The sequence below is a fragment of the Nesterenkonia populi genome (assembly GCF_007994735.1).
GTDB classification, from domain to species: Bacteria; Actinomycetota; Actinomycetes; order Actinomycetales; family Micrococcaceae; genus Nesterenkonia; species Nesterenkonia populi.
In genome coordinates this window covers 76,579-97,173 of the sequence record NZ_VOIL01000001.1, presented here as the reverse complement: position 1 = coordinate 97,173, position 20,595 = coordinate 76,579, and the positions used below count along the sequence as shown (strand labels likewise).

The window sequence follows — 20,595 nt, the reverse complement described above, 5'->3', positions numbered from 1 at the left end:
TCTATGAGCAGTGTGCTGCGCGCGGTGCTGCGCCCGATCGCGAACCTTGTTCTCTCCCTGACGGTGATCACCGTGGTGTGGGTGGCCCTGCTGGAGATCTTTGATGTCTCGGGGATCATCGGCAAGGGTCCCTTGGACGTCTACGAGTACCTGTTCACCCATGAGGATGCGGCCGCGCATCGGGATGTGGTGTTCGGGGACTTCTGGGTGACGATGGCGGACACCTTCATCGGCTTCACCGCCGGGCTGGTGGTGGCCGCGGCCACAGCGATGGCGTTCCAGCTGTTCAAGGGCTTCGAGGCGGCGGTGATGCCCCTGGCGATGATCTGCCGCTCGGTGCCGCTGGTGGCGATGGCTCCGATCATCGTGCTGATCTTCGGCCGCGACTGGGTATCGGTGGCGGCGATGGGCACGATTGTGGTGATCTTCCCGGCCCTGGTGACGATCGTGGAGGGCCTGCGCTCCTCCTCCGGAGCGATGACTGAGGTGGTGCAGGTCTACGGCGGCTCGAACGGGACGGTCCTGCGCAAGGTCGCTATCCCGGCCTCGCTGCCGAGCTTCTTCACCGCTACCCGTGTCTCCATCCCCGGCGCACTGACCGGCGCCCTGCTGGCTGAATGGCTGGCCACCGGCGACGGCGTCGGATACGGGGTGTTCCAGGCGATCGCAAACACCAACTACGACCGCCTCTGGGCCTCCGTGGTGGTGGTGACCCTGGCGAGTCTGCTGATCTACTCGCTGGTCGGCGTCGTCGAGCGCCTCGTGGCCCGACAGACAGGCATCGGCCTCAACGCCGCCTGAGCCACGCTGCCTGAAAGGGCGCTGCCTCAGACTTGCTGGGCCTTGGGCGCCCCCTCGGTGAAGGAGCCGCTCAGCCCGCGATGTCGATGAGGCTCTTCAGCACATCGAAGGACGGCGCCCTCCCAACCTCGATATGCGAATAGGCGAGCGTCTCAGCCAGCCTGGGGTTGCCGCTGAGCACCGCTTCCACGATGGAACGGTGTTCCTTGCACGCAACTTGGTGATCGCGCTGCGAGGTCAGATGGAAGAGCCAAACCATCCGGCCGGCGATGCTGCCCATCAGTCGGTCCATCATGGGATTGCCCGCAGCTCTGAGCAGCTCTTGGTGGAATCGCACGTTGGCCTCGGCGAAGGTCAGATCGTCTCCGGCGCGCATCTCCTGCTCGGAGCTGCTGAGCGCCTCCTTGAGTCCTGCGAGCTCAGCACCTGCCGCGGCGCGTTCCGCCGCCCGGGCCGCGGCAGGAGGCTCCAGAGCGAGCCGGCAGTCGAACAGGTGATGCACCTCTTCCGCGGTCCAAACCGCGACGAGCGCACCGCGGCGGGGGCGAAGCTCGATGAAGCCGTCGGCGGCCAGCCGGTTCAGCGCCTCTCGGAGCGGGATGCGTGAGGTGCTGAGCTCGTCCGCAAGCCGCTGCTCCGGCAGGCGGGCGCCCTGGGCGAGTTCGCCGAGCAGGATTCGATGACGGATCTGCTGGTAAAGGCGCTCCGCCGAGGAACTCGGCGTCTGAGCAGGCTTGGTCAATGCGATCGTCACCGGCAAACTCCTCCTCTTTGGTATACAACACTCTAACCGCAGTCCTCCTGTATACAGATACATTCAACTTTGGAGGCGCGTCCGATGGAAAGTCGGTGAAGCAATCAGGCGCATAGTGTGCAGAGGCCAGTATTGGCCTGCCTCCAAGGGATAGAACCTTTTACGCGACGTTTACGTAGTGCAACATAAACGAAACACTTAGAAGTCAAACTGTATACCGTTCGGACGTTCGGTGGTGAGCTCGGATCTGTTTCAGGACTCGCTGGCGGGCCTACGGCAACTTCGTATACCGACACTCGCGACGAAAGGCGAAACCATGGCAAGGAAGATTCCGAGCCGACTCCAGGCTGGCAGTGCTCTGCTGACGACAGGAGCTCTCGCGCTTCTGACTGCTTGCGGGGGCGATGACGGTGGAGCAGAAGGGGACGGTGCCACTGTCACCCTCGGCAACTCGCAATGGTTGGACGCTAACCGGGGTGAGGGGCTCTGGGAAGCAGTCGCCGGATATGAGGACGTCAGCGACAACCAGGTGGAGAGGGTTGAGTATCCCAGCGGCGAGATCGCAACCACCCTGACCACCGAGCTTGGCGCCGGCCAAGGCCCGGACGTCATGTTTGTTCAGGACAACGTGTTTGAGAGCTTCCTGGACGCAGATTTCCTGGAGCCTCTTGACGATGCTGTGGAGGACGCCGAGCTGAACGAGACCAATGAAGGCGCCATCAGGGACGGGACCCAGTACGGAGTGGCCTGGCAGCGGGCACCCTTTGGCCTGCTCTATAACGACGCACATTTCCAAGAGGCAGGGATTGAAGTCCCGACGGATGTGGATGAGCTCATCGAGAGCGCCGACCTTCTGAGTGAAGAGCTCGGAATTCAGGGATTCGGGGACCCGTCGCCCTTGGTTGATGACAGTCGATGGCTGCAGCACATCAATATCTGGACCTTCGGCTCTGGCGGATCTTGGGCTGAAGAGGACGGGACGATCACCGTTGATACTCCGGAGAACATCGAAGGGGTCGAGGTCGCCAAGGAACTGTTCGACGCCGGGATCTTTGCTGATGACGACTTCCACGCCAGCAGGGCTGCTTTTGCTCAGGGGCAAGTCGGCATGGCTTCTGAAATTGGCGGCGGGGCCCTGGTGGCGTCGCTTGAGGGAGGCATGGACCCGCAGGACATCTACGTTGCTGAACATCCGATGCCAGAACCTGCCTACCACCAGCAGCTCTATGTCGTCGTGAACGCAAATAGTCCCAATGTCGAAGAGGCAAAAGACTTCGTCAGCTGGTTGGTGTCCGAAGAGGGTCAGGAGAGGGTGCGCGAAGCGTCGGGCGCGGACCCACTGGCTACGGATGTTCCGGTGACTGAGGAGTTCGCCGCGGAGAACCCCTGGGCAGAGGACTTCCTGGAGATCGGATCACACACTCAGGGAACACTGATCCCAGGCCACGAACTTCAGACCAGCGAGATCATGACGATTGTGATGGACCATGTTCAGGAAGTTCTGGTGAACGACGTTCCCGCGGATGAAGCGATGGCCGCTGCGCAGGAGGACGTTGAAGCTCTGGTCGGGAGCGGCGACGACGAGTCATGAGTATGACAACGATGCCTGCGCGAGCTGGTGCCCGGGTGCCCTACCGACGCCGACTGGCGCGATCGGCTAGGAAAAGCGTCACCCCAGCTCTGCTCTTGGCCGGACCGTTCATCTTCCTCGGAGTGATGATTATCTGGCCTCTGTTTGAGCAGATCTGGATAAGCATGACTGATGCTCGGCTCACCAATCCTTCCGCGGGCGAATTTGTCGGACTGGACAATTACACGACGGCGCTTGCAGGTGACAATCTTCCGCGAGTTCTCGTGAACACCCTCGTGTACACACTTGGCACAACCTTGATTGCTCTGGTGCTCGGAGTTCTAGCAGCTGTGGTGGTGAACCAAAAGTTTGCAGGAAACACAGTGGTGAAGGGAATTCTTGCTACGCCGTGGGCAATTCCGAGCGTGGCAGCCGCCCTGATCTGGCTTTGGATGTTCAGCCAATCCCGAGGCATCATCAACAGAGGGTTGGAATCGCTCGGACAAGAAGGCATTGCTTGGCTGACCACTGAACCTTGGGCCATGGTCGCAGTTATTGCGGTGACAGCGTGGCAGGCAGTTCCGTTCGTCATGCTGGTCACCTTGGCGGCGCTGAAGTCCGTGCCTCAGGAGACCGCAGAAGCCTCCCGCATCGACGGTGCTTCGCGCCTTGGAACGTTCCAATGGGTGATCTGGCCACACATCCTCCCGACGGTGCGCCTGCTGGCCATTCTTCAGATCATCGAGGCGCTCCGGAAATGGGACATTATCGCGGTCCTCACAGAGGGAGGCCCTGTGAACTCCACAAGCACGCTGGTCATCGCCATTCAGCGCCAGGCCTTTGAGTATCAGCAACTAGGAATGGGTGCCGCGTACGCCATCATCGGGATCACCATCGCCATTCTGTTCACGCTGGTCTACCTACTACTTGAGCGTCGTGAAGAAAGAAGGAACACGCGATGAGCAGCACTGAACTGAAAAGGGGTCGTCCCCGAATCGTCCACCTGGCGGCAGCATTCCTCGTTCTGCTTCTCGGGTTCCCCATCTACTGGATGATCAACACTGCTCTCAGCAGCCGACAGCAGCTCTTCACCGAGCCGCAGAGCCTTCTTCCCCAGTTCACCAATTGGGCAGAACTGAGCAGTGACCTCGAAGGCGTACCCGTGGCATCGATGCTCACGAACTCCGCCTTCATCGCTATCGGCACAACACTGCTTACCATCCTGCTCAGTGTGCTGTGCGCCTACGCCCTCAGCAGGTATAAGTTTCACGGCCGGGGGGCCGCAGCATTTCTCCTCTTCAGCACGCAGATGGTGCCTCAGGGAGTCTTCCTGATTCCAATCTATACGCTGTTCCTCGGACTGGGCCTCGTGAACAACCTCTGGGGTCTGGTGCTGGTCAATGCAGCCTTCTCCCTGCCCATCTCGACGTTCATCATTAAGGCAGCGATTGACGGCATTCCCTACGAGCTGGAGGAGTCGGCGCGTGTGGACAACAGCCCGCCGCTGTCCACGCTGACTGTAGTCATCCTTCCTCTTATTCTGCCCAGCATCGCAGCCGCTGCTGTGCTGGCCTTCTTCGCAGGGTGGGGAGAGCTGATGTACGCCACAACATTCATCACCGACCAAAGTGAATGGCCGGCCTCAGTTGGGCTTTCCGTCCTAGTCTCTCAGCCTGGTGTATCCATGCCGGCGGTGATGGCTGTCTCCGTGATGTTCGCGATTCCGGCCGTTGCATTCTTCCTCTTTGTACAGCGCCACATAGTTTCCGGCCTCACAGCCGGAGCGGTGAAAGGATAGTCCTGTGTCTCGACTCACTTTTGAAGGTGTCTCCAAATCATTCGGTGGTACCCAGGTTCTGGAACCGTTCGATGCAGAGATCAGTGATGGTGAATTCCTTGTTCTTCTGGGTCCATCCGGGTGTGGAAAATCAACCCTGCTGCGCATGGTTGCAGGTTTGACAGACATCACCTCCGGTTCTCTTCTCTTTAACGATGTTCCTGTGAATGAAATGGACGTAAGGAAGCGTGACATTGCTTTCGTATTTCAGTCCTATGCGCTTTACCCACAGATGACGGTTCGGCAGAATATTGCTTTCCCTCTGCTGATGGATCGTATGAGCGGATGGCAGCATCTTCCGGTACTGAGCACATTGATCCGTTCCCGTCTCATGAAAGAGCCTCAAGTGCGCGATCAGGTTCAGGGGTTGGCGGAGCAGCTCGGCCTCACTGACTACTTGGACCGCCGCCCCGGGGCCCTTTCGGGCGGACAGCGCCAGCGCGTGGCTCTCGCCCGTTCACTGGTGCGCCAGCCCTCTCTCTACCTTTTGGATGAGCCGCTTTCCAACCTGGACGCGAAGCTGCGCACGCAGATGCGAACAGATATTGCCGCGCTGCACCGAAGCGTCGGCAAAACGTTTATCTACGTCACGCATGATCAGATCGAAGCCATGACGATGGCGACCCGAATCATTGTGCTGGATGGCGGCCGCATCCAGCAGATCGGGACGCCGGATGAGATCTACGACCGTCCGGCGAATATGACTGTCGCTAAGTTCGTGGGCTCACCTCCGATGAACCTCATTGCCTCCAGTGCAGCGGGAGGCCATTGGTGGGAGCGTGTCCGAACGCCTCACACCGGGGAGGTGGTTCTCGGCATTCGCCCGGAGAACCTGGACATCACAGCTTCGGACCGCGGGATCGTGCCTGCCACTGTCGAGACTGTTGAAAGGACCGGCCCTGAGTCGATCGTGGCGCTGAACATCGAAGGCAACTCCGAAGCTCGTACGTACGCGCGTGTATCGAACTCCGCCACACCGGCCCCGGGCTCATCCGTCGGGCTGAGCTTCGACGTTGCGGACTGCTCCTTCTTCGACCTGAGCACAGGTGAACGCGCTGCGACGCCTCTGCACGCCTAGGCCGCACGGCCTCATTGCGGTGCATCGAAACTTTTGAAAGGAATCTGAATGACCGACACCATCCGCGTGACGGCTACGGGCAGAGCGCCTGGCTATATGCCTGAATTCGTTGCTCGCGAGCTCGGGTTCTTCGCTGACGCTGATTTAGAAGTTGAAACGATCGTTCCCCATGACTGGGAAGAGGTGCTTCCTGACATCGAGAGCGGCGAATGTGACCTTGCCCTCGGCGGAATTTGGGTTCCTGCCATGTTTCGCGGCCGCGGGAAGGAATTCGTCGTTGCCGGACAGCTGTGCCACCGTGCCAGCTTCTCTGTGGTCGCACGTCAGCCGCTTGGTGAGGATTGGGCGCACAGCCTTGCCGACAGAAGTGTGCTCGTTCCTGGCAGGGGCGGCGCCAGTCTGAACATGTTCCTCGAGATGTATTTGAAGGAACAGGGAGCTGAGCTGGGGCAGTCCCGCGTTGCTCACGATCTGACCAGCGCCATGATGAACGAGCTGTATGCGGGGGGAGGGGGTGAGATCCTTATGGTCGAGGCTGTTCAGGCTCGGCGTCTGGAAGCGCTGGGAAACCATATAGTGGGTGACTTTCTGAATGACGGCGGCGATATTCCGTGGAGCGTCTACTACACGACTCCCGAGACGCTGCGTGCGAAAGAGTCCACGCTGAAAAGGTTCAATCAGGCGCTCGAGCGAGCAATGGGCTTTATGAACGGGCATCCGGCTGAGGAGTACGTTCCGCAGGTTGCTCGGTGGTACCCCGCCTTTTCGGAGCAGGAGCTCCTCCACCAGGCCGAAGCGATGCAGAAAGCTGGCATGTGGACATCGACGAGGTTTCAAGAATCCTCATATCAGAGGTGGCAGAGGGGCATCGTGCTGGGCGGACTGTTGGAAGAGCCGATGCCCAGCGGAGACCTCATCGCTGACTTTGCGCTAGAAGGCTGACGCGGTGCGCATAGCCGTCGTCAACTGCAACGTCAACGCTGCCATTACCACCAACCTGGAGAGCATAGCCGCCGCGGCTGTCTCCCCCGGTGTGGAGATCCTCGCGCTGACGCCGCCCTTCGGCCCGGAGTCGGCCGAGGGGTACTACGAGAGCTTCATATCCGCTGCGGGGATGCTCGCTGCACTGGAGCAGGCCCAGGAGGAGTTCGACGCCGTGGTGCTCGCTGGTTTCGGGGAGCATGGCCGGGAGGGTGCCCGCCAGCGCTGGGAGGTCCCTGTGGTGGACATTACCGAGGCCGGCCCGATCCTGGCCAAGCTCGTCTCGCACCGGTACGGAATCGTCACGACTTTGGACACCACCGTGCCCGCGATCTGGGAGAGTCTGCGCAACGCTGGTCTCGCCGAACACTGCGTCGGGGTGGCTGCGAGCGGAATCGAGGTCTCGGCCATTCACGACGATGCCGCGCAGGTTGCCTCCACTTTGGAGCGTGAGGCAAGGGGGCTGCAATCATCCGGGGCTGAAGCCATCGTGCTCGGCTGCGCCGGCTTCACCGGCCTGGATGATGCCTTGGAGGAGCGGCTGGGCATTCCGGTGATCGACGGTGTGGAGGCGGCCTGCCGGGTCGCTGAGCTGCTGGTGCGTTCAGGACTGCGCACCTCGGCCGCGGGAGCGTTCCGCCCGCCCCGCCTGGAGAAGCAGTGGGTCGGCTGGCAGATGGGTTCCCGATAGCCTGGGCTATGAGTGAGATCACGGCCCCCCTTCCAAAGGGTGTGAATCGAGGTGCGCACCGGCGGCGGTCGACTCCTATTCCGCTGCGAGGAGTCTGGAGACTGGCTCGTTGCGGGAATGGCGGCTTTCTGTCTTCAGAACGTTTCTCCGACGCAATCAGGACGTAACAATCGTTTCGTCTACTGGATGTATATGGAAACGTAAATTTCAGCCCCGGCAGGCCTGATCGTCTGGAACCACAAGCAGGATCTGAGAGGAGCCCTTTGGAGGAGCAGCATTTCGTACTGGGGGAGGAGGTCCTCGGCAAAGCTGACCGACGGCTGGGCCTCACCGATGCCCTGCTGGCTGGCAGCTACCCGGGCGAGACCGGGGAGCGCCAGCCGGTGCACACCGTCTACATCCCCGCTGATCGCTGGGCCCCCGGGCTCACAGCCCAGTGGGGGCGGCAGGCCGTGCGGGCCGCCGAGGAGCAGGGCGGCCTCCAAACCCTCCTGAAGGAGACCCTCCCCGGGCTCGAAGAGGACAGGTCCGACGTCGCCGCTCTCGCCTCATCCGTGCGAGACAAGCTCACGGGGGAGCCGGTGGAGGATCTCCGGATCGACTTCGAGGACGGCTTCGGCATACGCGATGACGCAGACGAGGACCACTGGGCCGTCTCAGCCGCCCAGGGCCTGAGCCAGGAGCTCGCCGACGGCACAGGCCCGCCCTTCGTCGGCATCCGCTTCAAAAGCATGGAAGCTCCTGTCCGCCGACGTGGGCTGCGCACCCTCGACCTCTTCCTCGCCGCCCTCCTCGACACGGCCGGCCAACTCCCCGAAGGACTCCGCCTCACCCTGCCCAAAGTCACCACCGTGGACCAGGTGAAGGTGATGGTCGACGTCCTCCGCTCCCTCGAGGAGGCCCACAGCCTCCCCGAAGGCCGTCTGCGCTTCGAAGTGCAGGTGGAGACCCCGCAGATCATCCTCGGCCCCGACGGCCGCAGCGCAGTCGCCGAAGCCATCCACGCCGCCGAAGGCCGGATGAGCGCACTTCACTACGGCACCTACGACTACTCCGCCTCCCTAGGAGTCGCCGCCGGCTTCCAATCCATGGACCACCCCGTCGCCGACTTCGCCAAAGCCCACATGCAGGCCGCCGCCGCCCAGACCGGCGTGCAGGTCTCCGAAGGCTCCACCAACATCCTCCCTCTCGGAAGCGCCCCTGAGATGCTCCAGGCCTGGCGGCTCCACGCCCGGCTCGTCACCCGTCACCTGGAAGGCGGCATCTACCAAGGCTGGGATCTCCACGCCCACCAGCTGCTCACCCGCTACGCCGCCACCTTCCACTTCTACCAGCGAGGCCTCAGCGCCTCCGCCGACCGCCTCCGCACCTACGCCCAAGGGGCGGAAGGAGCGGTCTTGGATGAGCCAGCCACAGCCAAGGCGCTCGCGGGCTACCTGCAGCGCGGCCTGACCTGCGGCGCGCTCACCCACCAAGATGTCACTGAGGCCACCGGGCTGAGCGCCGCAGCGCTCGCCGCCCTGGCCCGCACCGGGCTGCTTCAGGACGCCGCCGAGCAGCCCGCCGATGAGGAAGGAACCCGATGACCCGCACGCCCTCCACCTATTACGCTCCGCACGGCGGCCTGCCCGGCCAGGAGGAGCTGATGACCAGCCGTGCCGTAGTCACCGAGGCCTACACGGTGATCCCCAAGGGCGTGCTGCGGGACATCGTCACCACGCTGCTCCCCGAATGGGAAGGGACCCGCAGCTGGGTGCTCAGCCGTCCCGTCGCCGGGGGAGCAGTCACCTTCTCCCAGACCATCCTCGAAGTCTCATCCGGAGGAGGCTCCGACGCTCCCGAGCCGCAGCCCGAGGTGGAGGGGTTCCTCTTCCTCATGGAGGGCGAGGCCGCACTCACCATCGCCGGCGAGAGGCACCTGCTCACCCCCGGCGGCTACGCGTTCATCCCGCCCGGCACCAGCTGGTCGCTGCGGAACGAGGGCGTCGAGCCGGCCCGGCTCCACTGGTTCCGCAAGCGCTACCAGCCCGCGCCGGGACTGACGCCGCGCGTCGTCGTCGGCAATGAGCAGGACGTGGAGCCGAGCCCGATGCCCGCCACGGATGGCCGCTGGGCCACCAGCCGTCTCCTCGACCCGGCGGATATGGCCTTCGACATGCACGTCAACGTGGTGACCTTCCAGCCCGGGGCGTGCATCCCCTTCATGGAGACCCACGAGATGGAGCATGGTCTCTACGTTCTTCAGGGCAAGGGCGTGTACCGGCTCAACCAAGACTGGGTGGAGGTGGAGGCCGGGGACTACATGTCCCTGCGCGCCTTCTGCCCCCAGGCCTGCTACGCCGGCGGCGATGAGCCCTTCCGCTACCTCCTCTACAAGGACGTGAACCGCCAGGTGATGCTCTGACCCGCTGAGCGCCCGGCTCGTCTTAGGGTAGTGAGCATGCAGAACTACGAGGTCATCTGGTCCCGGGACGAGTCCGCGCGAGAAGGCACCCCGCTGGTGGTGCTGCTGCACGGGTACGGTGCCAACGGGCAGGACCTCGCAGGCCTCATCCCGCACCTGCCGCAGGAGTTCACCTACGCCGCCGTGCAGGCGCCTGTGCACATGGGCGGCGGCGCCTACACCTGGTTCGACCTGGACGTTCAGCGCCTCGCCTACTCGTCCATGGCCGCCCACGACGCCGTCGAGGACCTCTGGCAGTGGGTCGACGCCGTGAAGGGGCAGCACTCCTCGGTGACCCTGCTCGGATTCTCCATGGGGATGGCGATGGCGACGTCGCTGCTGCGCACCCGCCCGGAGGAGTTCGCCGCCGTCGTCGGACTCTCAGGGTTCGCTGTGGACCCGGAGCGCGGCGAGGGGCTGCCCGAGGGGTACTTCAAGGATGAGGAGCTCAAGGCGAAGGAGGTCCCGTTCTTCTGGGGCCGGGACCAGGAGGACCCCATCATCCACTCCGACCACATCGACTACACCCACCGGTGGGCCACCAGTACTGTGAAGCTCACCAAGGTCCTCTACGCGGGCGCCGGCCACGGCATCGTGCCTCAGGAGATCGGGCACGTGGGCGAGTTCCTCACCCACACGGTGCTGGAAGCCCGCTGAGCTCTCGGCCCCCTGCCCCTTGGCAGCGAAAACTCAGCCCATGGGCGTATAGACGTTACTGAGCAGTCGGGATAGAAAAGAAGAGTGAGCGCATCAGAAGCAGACCGGAAAGGCCAGAACGAGAGCATCACCGAAGCCAACCCCGCCCCGGCGGACCAGCAGGGACGCTCCGAGCCGCCGCAGAGCCAGGCGGCGGTGGGCGCTGAGCTGCTGGTCTCGGAGGACGGTCCCTCAGGCGAGCACGCCAAGCACCCGTGGCAGCGCTTCGTCGCGCTGGGGGACTCCTTCACCGAGGGGATCGGGGACCCGGACGAGTCCCGACCCGGCTACCACCGCGGCTGGGCCGACCGGGTGGCAGAGGAGCTCGCCCACGGCACCCGGCACTTCTCCTACGCGAACCTGGCGGTGCGCGGAAAGCTCATCGAGCAGATCCGCGACGAACAGATCGCCCCTGCCCTGGAGCTCAAGCCCGACTTCATCACACTGTGCGCCGGCGGCAACGACGTCATCCGTCCCGGATCCGACCCGGACGAGACCGCGCGGATCCTCGACACGATGGTCCAGATCCTCGCGACCACCGGTGCGACCATGGTCCTCTTCACCGGCCCGGACGTCCGTGAGACCCCTGTGGTCGGCTCCATCCGGGGCAGGGTTGCGATCTACAACGAGAACATCCGCACTGTGGCGGCTCGGCATAATGCCGTCGTCGCCGATATGTGGAGCCTGCGGGAGCTGACCGCCAAGGAGATGTGGGATGAGGACCGGCTGCACTTCTCAGCGCTGGGGCATCACATCATCGCCCGAATGGTCCTGAACACGCTCAGCGTCCCGCATGACCTCAGTCCGGTGGAGGCCCGCCCGGTGGTGGAGCGCACATGGCGGGAGGCAAGGGTCGACGACGCCGTGTGGGCGCGCCAGCACCTGTTCCCGTGGGTGGTCCGCCGGCTGCGCGGCCAGTCCTCCGGTGACAACATCACCGCCAAGCGCCCCAACATTGAGCCGCTGTTCGGCGGGTCCATGCCCCCGGGCTCCGGTGCCGCGTAGGGCAGGGTTCCTAGATCACCAGCTGGTCTGCCAGCTGTCGTACCGCGCGGACATAAGTCTCCAGGTCGCGTGCAGGATCATTGGGCTGCATCTCGGCGATCATCATGACTCCGCTGCGCAGTGCGACTCCGCCCTCGAGCATGAGGTTGTCGCTCATTCCATGGTCTTCCACCATCACACCGTCTGACCCCCAGAGTTTTCCCTCCCGGAATGACAGATCCTCCTGATCCGGAAGTTGGTCAGCTACGCGGGCGCGATATTCCCTGGGGTCGTTGCTATAGGCAGCCACGTGCTTGTTCAGCCCAGCGGCATACCCGAGTTCATAGACCGTGCCCGCATCGGCACTGGCACCGCGGAACGGCGTCAGATTTGCCAAGCAGATGTCTGCGGCCGCAACGAGCTCCTCGTTGCGCCGGCTGATCTCCATCCCGCGAGATCTGGGCGAACCCTCCAGCAGCGGGTCCAGATCAGCAGGCGGAGATACCGGGGCCAAGCCGTGGTCGCGCAGGACCTGTCGCTTGGCCTCGAGTACGAAGGCGCCGTCGGGAAGGAACACTTCGGGTCCTGCTAAGTACACGCTGAGAGTCATGAGGTCACCACCAGAGAATCAGGGGCGGGCATGGGGTCAGGGAAGGCATGTGAGGGCCTCCACGAGGCGCCGGCTGAAGCCTGCCTCGGTCTCCAGCACTACGGAGGTGGTATGCCCCTCGCGGTGGACGGGCCCCTTGTAGAGCCCCCGGAGGTCGGCCACGGTCTGCCCGCGCGCCGGTCCCGGAGCCAGCTGCACTTCGATGCTGGTCGTCACCTCGCTGGTCACCAATGCCGAATCCAGGGCGAGCGCAGCCACCAGTGGGTCGTGCAGGGCGCACTGGCGGCCAGGGAACACATTCGTGTAGAAGTCCAGGTAGTGCTCTGAGGCCTGTGCCACAGCCTGCGCGAACCGGCTGCTCGATCCGGCCAGTTCAGTCTGCTCATCTCCGGTCATCCGCTGCTGCATGGTGGCGTCCATGGGCACCAATCGCACGCGGGCCCCGGACCGCAGCACCCGATCGGCGGCCTCTGGGTCGTGCCAGACATTCGCCTCAGCTGCAGGGGTGGCGTTTCCGGGGTGGCGTACGGCGCCTCCCATGATGACGATCTCAGCCACCAGTTCGGCGATCCCCGGGTCCATGCTCAGCGCGATGGCAAGGTTTGTCAGGGGGCCCACCGCGATGATGACGACTCTGCCGGGGTTCTCCCGGACCGTGCGCACCAGGTACGACGGCGCCGGCTCACCGTCTCCCGCGGTGCCTGTGGGGTTGGGCAGCTGCACTCCGCCGACCCCGTTCTCGCCGTGGACCCTGTGGCCCGATCCCCAGAAGGCGCCGTCGAGGGAGGATGCCGCACCCAGGTGGACGGGAATGTCAGCACGGCCGGCCAGCTCGAGGAGACTCCGGGTGTTCAGGGCGGCCCGCCGGACGTCGACGTTGCCGAAGACGGCAGTCGCACCGACGAAGGTCTGAGGCGCTTCGGCGAGCAGGAGGCCGATGGCCATGGCGTCGTCGACGCCTGTGTCGCAGTCGAGGATGTGGAGCCGATCGTCGCTCATGGAAATCTCCTTCAGGGGGTTTGGTGCCTGAGCAGTCTTTGCTGCTCAGGCAATGGCGGCGACAAGTTCCCGCTGCCGCACCGCCGCCTCGGCACGGATCGCTTCGGTGTCCACGGTGGTGACCTCACCGTCGTCGACGACGATCTGCCCGTCGACCAGAACTGTCTTCACGTCACGGCCGGAGGCGCATTCGAAGAGGAATGCTTCAGGAGAGGAGTAGCCGGCGGCGTCCGGGCCGTCGGTGCCGATCAGGACGATGTCAGCACGTTTTCCCGTCTCCAGCGCGCCGGTGTATCCGTCGGTCGCCATAGCCCTGGCTCCACCGGTCACCGCCATCTGAAGAGGCTCCTCCAGCCCCACGATGTTGCGGTTATGCACGGGCGTTCCCTCAATGTACTGCTGGCCCACACGGGTGAGCATCGCGATGCGGAACATGTCGAGGGTCCCGGCATTGGCCACGCCATCAGTTCCCAGACCGATGGCGACCCCCTTGCGCCACATCTTCAAGGCAGGGGCTGCGCCGATGGCGTAGTTGCCCTTGGAGCAGTGTGCTGCGGAGACTCCATGGGCGGCGTAGTGCTCCACGTCCTCGATGCTGGCCAGAACTGAGTGAGCTCCGTGGAGGGTGTGGTCAAAGACCCCGAGATCCAGCAGGTACTCCACGGGACGTTGTCCGAAGTTCTCCAACGCGTAGTCGATCTCGTAGGTGCCCTCCACCAGGTGGGTGTGGACTTTGACCCCCCGCTCCTGGGCGGCCTGGTGGATGCCGGTGACCAGGTCGGGGGTGCAGGTGATGATCTGCCGCAGAGACATGCAGGCGCTGACGCGATTCTCCCCGGCAGGGTCGTGAGGCCAGGCGTCGACCAGATCGATGTTGCGCTGGAGGGCCTCCTCGGTGCTCATCCGCATGGACGCGGGGATGCGGGATCCGCCGTCCATGGTGCTGAGGGAGACGGCACCACGGATGCCGGTCTCCGTTGCGGCTCTGGCCATGGACTCGGGGTGGGGTCCGCCGGCTTCGAAGAACGAGGTGGTGCCGGTGGCGAGCATGGAGCTGTAGGCCAACTGTCCGGAGAGCTCGATGTCCTCCGGGGTCAGGGAGGCTTCGAAGGGCACCAAGTACTCGCGCCAGGTCGGCACCCGCAGGGCCTTGGCGCGACCAAGGGTGGACAGCAGCCCGCGCATGAGGGTCTGTGCGGTGTGGATATGTGCGTCGGTCAGGCCGGGGAGTGCAATCTGCCCGGCGGCGAAGATGCGACGGGCAGGGGCGTAGGACATCGTCAGCTCGCTGCTGGGCCCCACCTCGAGGATGCGGCCCTGGTGGATGGCGATGGCGCCGTCAGCGACGATGCTTGCCTGGTCGTCCAAGGTCACCACATGGGCGTTCTGGATGAGGGTGTCGATGCTGCGCGGGGTCTTGCTCCCCGGTGCTTCAGCGGTCATTGGGGGTGATCTCTCCTTGGAGGTCGTATTAGGCGGAGGCGCCCAGGCGGCGGGTGATCGCGCGATCGGTGATGCTCAGCAGTCCATGGACCATGAGCGCGAAGACAGCGAGCAGCACTCCGCCGGTCCAGAGCAGGTAGTAGTCGGCCTGGGTCGAGGCCAGGGTGAGCATGTAGCCGAGACCCTGGCCGGTGGCCAGCCATTCGGCCAGGGTAGCGCCGGCGATGGCGCCCGGAATCGCCACGCGGGCGGCGGCCAGCATGGAGGGCACTGCATACATCAGCCGCACGTAGCGGACGGATTGTCCCATGGTGCCGCCCGAGGCGCGGACTACGTCGGTGGCGCCTTCCGGCGTGGACCGCAGCCCCTGCATGACGGTGACCAGCGTCGGGAAGAATGTCACCAGGGTCACCACAATAGTGACTCCGAGCATGCCTCGCCCGAAGAGCAGCACGATCAGAGGGGTCAGCGCGGCCAGCGGCACGGAACGCAGCACCACGGCCATAGGCATCAGCACGCGGGCCAGCGTGGGGAACGCGTCGAGAAGGACCGCGGAGGCCACGGCGACCACGGACCCGACGACGAAGCCGACGCCGGCGTCGAGCGCGGTCTGCCCCAGAGCCTCGCCGAAGTCTTCCCAGAACGCTCCAGCACTGGTTCCTTGGATGGGGTGCCCCAGGGTGATGTAGGTGAAGACGTCCACCGGCCCCTTGGTGAAGAACGGGTCAAAGTTGAACACGGTGCGCAGCGACTGCCAGCCTCCGAGAAGGAGGCCGATTGTCACCGCTGAGGCCGTGGCGGAGGACAGTCTGGACTGCTTCTTGGCATCTGCGCCTGCCACAGAGACGCCCACGGAGGCTTCGCTGGCGGCCCAAGGGACCAGCAGCTTCGCCCCGACTGACACCAGGCCGTAGCCCGCAGCGGCAATGAGCCCGACGACCAGGGCGATCGCCCAGGTACGGTCGATGAGCAGGCTCTGCTGGGCGTTGACGAGGAGTGAGCCGAGGCCTTCATGGGCACCGAAGAACTCTGAGATGAGGGCACCGAGGATCGCCGCGGGCACAGCGATCTGCAGGGCGGAGACGAAGCTGGGCACAGCGGCGGCGAATCGCGCGTAGCGCAGGGTGGCCCAGCTGCCTCCGCCGGAGGCTCTGATGAGGTCCAACGCCCGATCATCGGCCTGACGCAGGCCGAAGAGAATGCCGACCAGAGCCGGGAAGTAGACCTGCAGAGCGGTGATCACAATGCGTCCGGTCTCGTTGTCCAGCGCCACCACCAGGATGGGGGCGATGGCGACTGTAGGCACCACGTTGACGAAGACTCCGATGCGCAGGACCACGGCTTCGGCCGGTCGGACCAGCAGGCCCAGTGCCGCCAAGGGGATGACCACGCCGACGCCCACAATGAGTCCCCACAGCGCGGTCGTCAGCGTCGGCACGGAGTGCCGCCAGAGGAGCTGAGCGTCGCTGATGATCTGCTCAGCCAGCTGCCAGGGGTACGGGACCAGTCCGGTGTGCTGCAGCGCTGCGGCCGCGATGAGCCAGGCGATGATCACGCTGATTGTCGCCGCTGTCCACGGTGCTCTCATGGATTCGTGCTCGCTTTCCTGCTCGCGAAGAGTTCCCGGGACAGTTCCGTCTGGTGTCGGTGGAACTCTTCGCTGTGCTGGATCTCGGGCTCGCGAGGACGCTCCAGCTCCACAGTGATCTCCCGGGTGATCCGTCCGGGGCGAGCAGCCATGACGATGACCTGATCGCTGAGGAAGACGGCCTCCTCCAAGTTGTGGGTGACCAGCAGCGTGGTGGTGGGGCGCTCGGTCCAGATTCGCTGCAGCTCGATGTTCATGTGCTGGCGGGTCATATCGTCCAAGGCTCCGAAGGGCTCATCCAGGAGCAGCACATCGGGTTCCAGCACCAGGGATCGGGCGATGGCGACTCGCTGGCGCATGCCGCCCGAGAGTTGGGAGGGCCGCGCCTTCTCGAAGCCTGTGAGCCCGGTCAGCGCGATCAGCTCGTTGATCGCCTTCTTATCGATCTTCTGTCCGGCAACCTGCAGCGGCAGGGCGATGTTGGTCTCCACCGTACGCCAGGGCAGCAGTGCCGCGTCCTGGAACGCGACGCCGATCTGGTGGTTCTGCTGGACCCGGTGAGGATCCTGTCCGAGCACGGAGATTCGGCCGGAGGTGGGGTCGTCGAGCCCTGCGAACATCCGCAGCAGAGTCGACTTCCCGCACCCCGAGGGTCCGATCAGCGCAGTGAAGGATCCGGGATCCGCCGCAAAGCTGACGTTCTCCAACGCCTGCACGGAGCCGCCCCGCGATTCGAAGGTCCGCTCCACGTTCTCTGCCGTGAGACCGGTGGTGGCTGAATCAGTCACCGAAGGCCTCCTGGCTGGCTTCAAGATCGAAGATCGCGCTGGCGTCGACGTTCACGTCGGTGTTGTCGAAGAAGTCCTGCTGGGACTGCACGCCGTCCTCGTCGATGAGCAGAAGTCCACCGTCCCGTTCCTCCGCGGTAGTCAGGCTGGCCCATGCCTCGGCGCCTTCCAGCTGGGTCTCCTCTTCGAGACCGAGGTCTGAGGCGTAGGCCTCAAAGACGATCTCCCCGGCTGCCTGCGGGTCCTCGACTGCGGTCTCCAGTCCGCGTTCAACAGCGCGGGCCATGCCCATGATCGTTTCGCGGCGCTCGGGGTCTTCCAGCGAGTCCTCACGAACTACCAACCCGCCCGACCACCGGTTGTAGTCGTAATCGGCCAGGGAGATTTCGTCCACGTCGTGCCCCTGATTGCGGAGCACGACGGGCTGGTTGGCGCTGACAGCGCTCATGGCGTCGACTTCGCCGGAGACCAGGGCGGCCGGGTCAGCACCGATATCCACCCTGTCGATGGCGTCCCAGTCGACTCCGACGGAGGCGAAGAAGGGCTCGTAGACGCGCATATCAAGCTGGGAGACGCCGAAGGTCAGTCCCTCCAGATCGGAAGGCTCTTCGATGCCCGCTTCGGCCAGTGAGACGATGACAGAGGGCGAATTCTGGTAAGTCATGCCGATACCCACGAGCGGGGCCTCGTTGATGACGGCGTTGGCCAGGGCCTCGGAGGAGAGGATGCCCATATCCGCGTTGCCGGAGACGATCTGGGCATCGGCGGTGACTTCCGGGCCGCCCGGAAGAATCTCCACGCTGAGGCACTCATCCTCGAAGTAGCCGTTCTGCTCGGCGACGATCGTGGCCATGTTCTCAACATTGGGGTGCCAGCCGAACTGCACGGCTACGTCAGTCAGCTCGTCACAGCCCTCGTCCGCGCCTGAGGCCTCCCCGCCTGCTGCCGAGTCCCCGCTGCCGCAGGCGGCGAGGAGCGCAAGAGAAGCGACGGAGACGGCGCCGGCGACTGTGCGACGCAGGGCCTGACCGGCGGCAGGCGTCAAAAGGGCTGTCTGCACAGCGGCCTTCTGTGCTCGGTGGGGGGCGGAGGTGGTGTTCATGGTGCTCCTTCAAGGGTGAGCGACGTCTTCTTCACGGTGGAGGACAGCGAGTGATTAATCGATTTTTCATTTCCTGCACCTCAAGATCGCGCAGGATTGTGCATGATGGATTGGTAAATCGATTGCTCACTTGCGCTTCGCCTAAGGTATGGAACAGATGTTTCATCGCCGCCACCCCGGTGTTACATCAGCGTAAAGCCGGCGGCGAGGATTACCGTAGCCATGTTCGTGCGCACCGAAGAGAGGGGACCGGGGACCGTGTCAGCCACACGAAAGCGGGCCACCATCGCTGATGTCGCTGCGGCCGCCGGGGTCTCTCGCGGCACCGTCTCTCTTGCCCTCAACGGCAAAGGCCGTATGGCCAGTGCCACCCGGGAGAAGATTCAGCACGTTGCCGCCGAGCTGAAGTACCGGCCGAGTCTGCGCGGTCGGCGTCTGCGGGGAGGAGCCTCCGAGTCGGTGGCGCTGATGACTGCCCTGCCGGACGCGGTGGTGGGGCGGGAGTCCCATCTGAACTTTCTGCTGGCGATCGCGCTTCCGCTCTCGAAGGTGCTGCTCGAGCGCGGGTACTCCACGCTGCTGCTGCCGCCGGTGACAGACCCCTCGGAGGATCTGGCGAACCTCGACGTCGATGGGGCGATCGTCATCGATCCCATGAACGACGATCAGCTCTGCCGAGAATTGGAGGACCACGGGGCCCAGCTGGTCACCATTGGTCGCGCGGACGGAGTCGCGGCCCATGGAGTGGTGGACCGTGGCTATGGCGGCGCAGACCTCTCCCTGAGACATCTTCTGGAGCAGGGGGCGCGCCGCATCCTCATTCTGCAGACCGCGGAGCGCTATAGCGTGGCGCGTGCCACGGAGCGCTTCCTCCAGGAGCAGCTGCAGGCGGAGAACATCGGCGGGCAGGTCGTGCATATCCCCGTGGCAGAAGGGGCCTCTGGAGGATACGCGGCCACGTACCAGGCGCTCCGGTCGGATTCGCCGCCGGATGCGGTCTACGCCCCCATCGATGCTTTTGCGATGGGAGCCGCGCAAGCCGTGCGAGAGGCGGGTCTCCGCATTCCCCTGGACGTCATGGTCTGCACCAACTTCGACGGCCCGCGTGCGGTGACGTCCCAGCCGCCCTTGACTGCTCTCGATCTGCAGCTTCCTCAGCTGGCTGAGATTGCCGGGGAGCTTCTGCTGGGGTGCCTCGACAGCCCTGGAGGGCCGCCGCGAGTGGTGCAGGCGCCCACGGCCGCCCTGCGCCGCCGTGAATCCACTGCTCGTCACACCGGAGAGGCATCCCCATGACTTTCACCCGCTCTGCACTGGCCGTCGTCGGATCGATCAATCAGGACGTGGTCCTCTCCGTCGCCGATTTCCCGCTTCCCGGCCAGACGCTGTTGGCGGGCGGGGCCGTTCGGGCCACCGGCGGCAAGGGCGCTAACCAGGCGCTCGCCGCGTCCATGGCCGGAGCGCGGGTGGGGATGTTCGGCTGTGTCGGCGAGGATTCCGGCGGTGAGGACGCGCTGGCTCTTCTGACCTCCTATGGGGTGAACGCCGAGGGGATTGTTCGTACCCCGCAGGCGTCCACCGGGTCGGCCTATGTCTGCGTGCGAGGTGACGGGGAGAACTTCATCGTCGTGGAGGCCGGCGCCAATGCGCTGATCAGACCTGATCGCTTCTCCGCTGAGGACTTCGCGCCCTATGGCTGGGTGCTGATGAACCTGGAGATCCCGCTTGAGACAGTCGGCCGAGTCGCCGAGCTGGCGCAGCAGGCCGGGTGCCGGGTCGCGCTGAACGCCTCGCCGCTCGGCGGGGCGGTGCCGCCGCTCGAGCATGTGGATCTAATCCTCGCCAACGAGGGCGAGGCCGCGCAGCTGGCGAGATCTGAGTGGGGCGAGGACGCTGGCCTCGCCGAGACCTTGGGAGTGCCGACCGCGGTGATCACCCGTGGTGCCCGTGGGGCCACGCTGGACGCCGCAGGGACACCTCAGCTTCACGCCTCCGCTGAAGCAGTCGCGGTGCGCGACACCACCGGCTGCGGCGACGCCTTCGCCGGCGTCCTGCTAAGCAGGCTGTGCGCGGGGCACTCTGCTCAGCAGAGCGTGCAGGAAGCCGCTCGCTGGGCAGCCTATGTCGCCGAGCACGAGGGTGCGGCGGCCAGCTACCCTCTGGCTTTTCAGCTGGCCCGTAAGGCGTAGCCCTCCTCAGGCTTCATGCCGCACCGATCCCTGTGCTCGTG

General features: G+C 64.5%; 20 protein-coding genes. 13 read left to right on the top strand and 7 right to left on the bottom strand.

All coding sequences use genetic code 11. The annotated features are described in order from the left end of the window. The first annotated feature begins 3 nt into the window (after positions 1-3). Complete coding sequence (locus FWJ47_RS00440) at positions 4-801, top strand: ABC transporter permease (RefSeq protein ID WP_147102833.1); 798 nt, start codon at positions 4-6, stop codon at positions 799-801. Positions 802-871: 70 nt separating this feature from the next. On the opposite strand, the gene FWJ47_RS00435 is transcribed toward FWJ47_RS00440, so the two are convergent. Further along, complete coding sequence (locus FWJ47_RS00435) at positions 872-1,555, bottom strand: GntR family transcriptional regulator (RefSeq protein ID WP_170228415.1); 684 nt, start codon at positions 1,553-1,555, stop codon at positions 872-874. 235 nt (positions 1,556-1,790) lie between these two features. Between FWJ47_RS00435 and FWJ47_RS00430 the strand changes: the two genes are divergently transcribed. The 10 genes from FWJ47_RS00430 (at position 1,791) to FWJ47_RS00385 (ending at position 11,856) form a co-directional block, all read left to right on the top strand. Beyond that, entirely contained in the window at positions 1,791-3,146 is a 1,356-nt protein-coding gene (locus FWJ47_RS00430; RefSeq protein ID WP_147102829.1) for an ABC transporter substrate-binding protein, read from the top strand. 2 nt (positions 3,147-3,148) lie between these two features. After that, entirely contained in the window at positions 3,149-4,087 is a 939-nt protein-coding gene (locus FWJ47_RS00425) for a carbohydrate ABC transporter permease (RefSeq protein WP_170228414.1), read from the top strand. Continuing rightward, entirely contained in the window at positions 4,084-4,923 is an 840-nt protein-coding gene (locus FWJ47_RS00420) for a carbohydrate ABC transporter permease (RefSeq protein ID WP_147102825.1), read from the top strand. Before FWJ47_RS00425 ends, FWJ47_RS00420 begins: the two co-directional genes overlap by 4 nt. 4 nt (positions 4,924-4,927) lie before the next feature. Then, a complete protein-coding gene (locus FWJ47_RS12320; protein WP_147102823.1) occupies positions 4,928-6,040 on the top strand; it encodes an ABC transporter ATP-binding protein in 1,113 nt (370 codons plus the stop codon). 48 nt (positions 6,041-6,088) lie between these two features. After that, positions 6,089-6,982, top strand: coding sequence for an ABC transporter substrate-binding protein (locus FWJ47_RS00410; RefSeq protein ID WP_147102821.1), 894 nt, complete (start codon positions 6,089-6,091; stop codon positions 6,980-6,982). 4 nt (positions 6,983-6,986) lie between these two features. Continuing rightward, the gene (locus tag FWJ47_RS00405) at positions 6,987-7,712 is read left to right on the top strand and encodes an aspartate/glutamate racemase family protein (RefSeq protein ID WP_147102818.1); all 726 of its coding nucleotides are present in this window, start codon (positions 6,987-6,989) and stop codon (positions 7,710-7,712) included. A 263-nt stretch (positions 7,713-7,975) separates the two neighbouring features. Next, positions 7,976-9,298: a DUF6986 family protein gene (locus FWJ47_RS00400; RefSeq protein WP_246126098.1), complete on the top strand. Its 1,323-nt coding sequence runs from the start codon at positions 7,976-7,978 to the stop codon at positions 9,296-9,298. Then, positions 9,295-10,116: a bifunctional allantoicase/(S)-ureidoglycine aminohydrolase gene (locus FWJ47_RS00395; RefSeq protein ID WP_147102816.1), complete on the top strand. Its 822-nt coding sequence runs from the start codon at positions 9,295-9,297 to the stop codon at positions 10,114-10,116. The genes FWJ47_RS00400 and FWJ47_RS00395 overlap by 4 nt, the downstream gene beginning before the upstream one ends. 36 nt (positions 10,117-10,152) lie before the next feature. After that, positions 10,153-10,812 (top strand): alpha/beta hydrolase, encoded by a 660-nt coding sequence (locus tag FWJ47_RS00390; RefSeq protein ID WP_147102814.1) that lies wholly within the window; start codon positions 10,153-10,155, stop codon positions 10,810-10,812. A gap of 207 nt (positions 10,813-11,019) precedes the next feature. Further along, complete coding sequence (locus tag FWJ47_RS00385) at positions 11,020-11,856, top strand: SGNH/GDSL hydrolase family protein (protein ID WP_147108660.1); 837 nt, start codon at positions 11,020-11,022, stop codon at positions 11,854-11,856. A 10-nt stretch (positions 11,857-11,866) separates the two neighbouring features. Here the strand turns inward: FWJ47_RS00385 and FWJ47_RS00380 are convergent, their stop codons facing one another. From FWJ47_RS00380 to FWJ47_RS00355, 6 genes are read right to left on the bottom strand one after another with little or no spacing between them, the layout of a single operon-like run. Continuing rightward, the gene (locus FWJ47_RS00380; protein WP_147102812.1) at positions 11,867-12,445 is read right to left on the bottom strand and encodes a nucleoside 2-deoxyribosyltransferase; all 579 of its coding nucleotides are present in this window, start codon (positions 12,443-12,445) and stop codon (positions 11,867-11,869) included. Positions 12,446-12,481: 36 nt separating this feature from the next. Next, a complete protein-coding gene (locus FWJ47_RS00375; RefSeq protein ID WP_147102810.1) occupies positions 12,482-13,444 on the bottom strand; it encodes a nucleoside hydrolase in 963 nt (320 codons plus the stop codon). Between the two features lie 45 nt (positions 13,445-13,489). Next, positions 13,490-14,887 (bottom strand): amidohydrolase family protein, encoded by a 1,398-nt coding sequence (locus FWJ47_RS00370; RefSeq protein ID WP_147102808.1) that lies wholly within the window; start codon positions 14,885-14,887, stop codon positions 13,490-13,492. Positions 14,888-14,915: 28 nt separating this feature from the next. Continuing rightward, on the bottom strand, positions 14,916-16,475 hold the full coding sequence (locus FWJ47_RS00365; RefSeq protein WP_147102806.1) for an ABC transporter permease: 1,560 nt from the start codon (positions 16,473-16,475) through the stop codon (positions 14,916-14,918). Then, positions 16,472-17,263 carry an ABC transporter ATP-binding protein gene (locus FWJ47_RS00360; protein ID WP_246126097.1) on the bottom strand — a complete coding sequence of 264 codons (792 nt, stop codon included), beginning with the start codon at positions 17,261-17,263 and terminating at the stop codon, positions 16,472-16,474. The genes FWJ47_RS00365 and FWJ47_RS00360 overlap by 4 nt, the downstream gene beginning before the upstream one ends. Then, the gene (locus tag FWJ47_RS00355) at positions 17,256-18,365 is read right to left on the bottom strand and encodes an ABC transporter substrate-binding protein (protein WP_147102802.1); all 1,110 of its coding nucleotides are present in this window, start codon (positions 18,363-18,365) and stop codon (positions 17,256-17,258) included. The genes FWJ47_RS00360 and FWJ47_RS00355 overlap by 8 nt, the downstream gene beginning before the upstream one ends. Before the next feature lie 258 nt (positions 18,366-18,623). Here FWJ47_RS00355 and FWJ47_RS00350 point away from each other — a divergent pair, with 258 nt between their 5' ends. Beyond that, positions 18,624-19,661 carry a LacI family DNA-binding transcriptional regulator gene (locus FWJ47_RS00350; RefSeq protein ID WP_170228413.1) on the top strand — a complete coding sequence of 346 codons (1,038 nt, stop codon included), beginning with the start codon at positions 18,624-18,626 and terminating at the stop codon, positions 19,659-19,661. Beyond that, on the top strand, positions 19,658-20,554 hold the full coding sequence (locus FWJ47_RS00345; RefSeq protein WP_147102798.1) for a ribokinase: 897 nt from the start codon (positions 19,658-19,660) through the stop codon (positions 20,552-20,554). Before FWJ47_RS00350 ends, FWJ47_RS00345 begins: the two co-directional genes overlap by 4 nt. The last annotated feature ends 41 nt before the right edge of the window (positions 20,555-20,595 follow it).

Coding starts and splice junctions, on each gene's coding strand:
- FWJ47_RS00440 (WP_147102833.1), top strand. CDS start 4: ATGAGCAGTGTGCTGCGCGCGGTGCTGCGCCCGATCGCGAACCTTGTT.
- FWJ47_RS00425 (WP_170228414.1), top strand. CDS start 3,149: ATGACAACGATGCCTGCGCGAGCTGGTGCCCGGGTGCCCTACCGACGC.
- FWJ47_RS00420 (WP_147102825.1), top strand. CDS start 4,084: ATGAGCAGCACTGAACTGAAAAGGGGTCGTCCCCGAATCGTCCACCTG.
- FWJ47_RS00410 (WP_147102821.1), top strand. CDS start 6,089: ATGACCGACACCATCCGCGTGACGGCTACGGGCAGAGCGCCTGGCTAT.
- FWJ47_RS00395 (WP_147102816.1), top strand. CDS start 9,295: ATGACCCGCACGCCCTCCACCTATTACGCTCCGCACGGCGGCCTGCCC.
- FWJ47_RS00390 (WP_147102814.1), top strand. CDS start 10,153: ATGCAGAACTACGAGGTCATCTGGTCCCGGGACGAGTCCGCGCGAGAA.
- FWJ47_RS00380 (WP_147102812.1), bottom strand. CDS start 12,445: ATGACTCTCAGCGTGTACTTAGCAGGACCCGAAGTGTTCCTTCCCGAC.
- FWJ47_RS00375 (WP_147102810.1), bottom strand. CDS start 13,444: ATGAGCGACGATCGGCTCCACATCCTCGACTGCGACACAGGCGTCGAC.
- FWJ47_RS00370 (WP_147102808.1), bottom strand. CDS start 14,887: ATGACCGCTGAAGCACCGGGGAGCAAGACCCCGCGCAGCATCGACACC.
- FWJ47_RS00365 (WP_147102806.1), bottom strand. CDS start 16,475: ATGAGAGCACCGTGGACAGCGGCGACAATCAGCGTGATCATCGCCTGG.
- FWJ47_RS00355 (WP_147102802.1), bottom strand. CDS start 18,365: ATGAACACCACCTCCGCCCCCCACCGAGCACAGAAGGCCGCTGTGCAG.
- FWJ47_RS00345 (WP_147102798.1), top strand. CDS start 19,658: ATGACTTTCACCCGCTCTGCACTGGCCGTCGTCGGATCGATCAATCAG.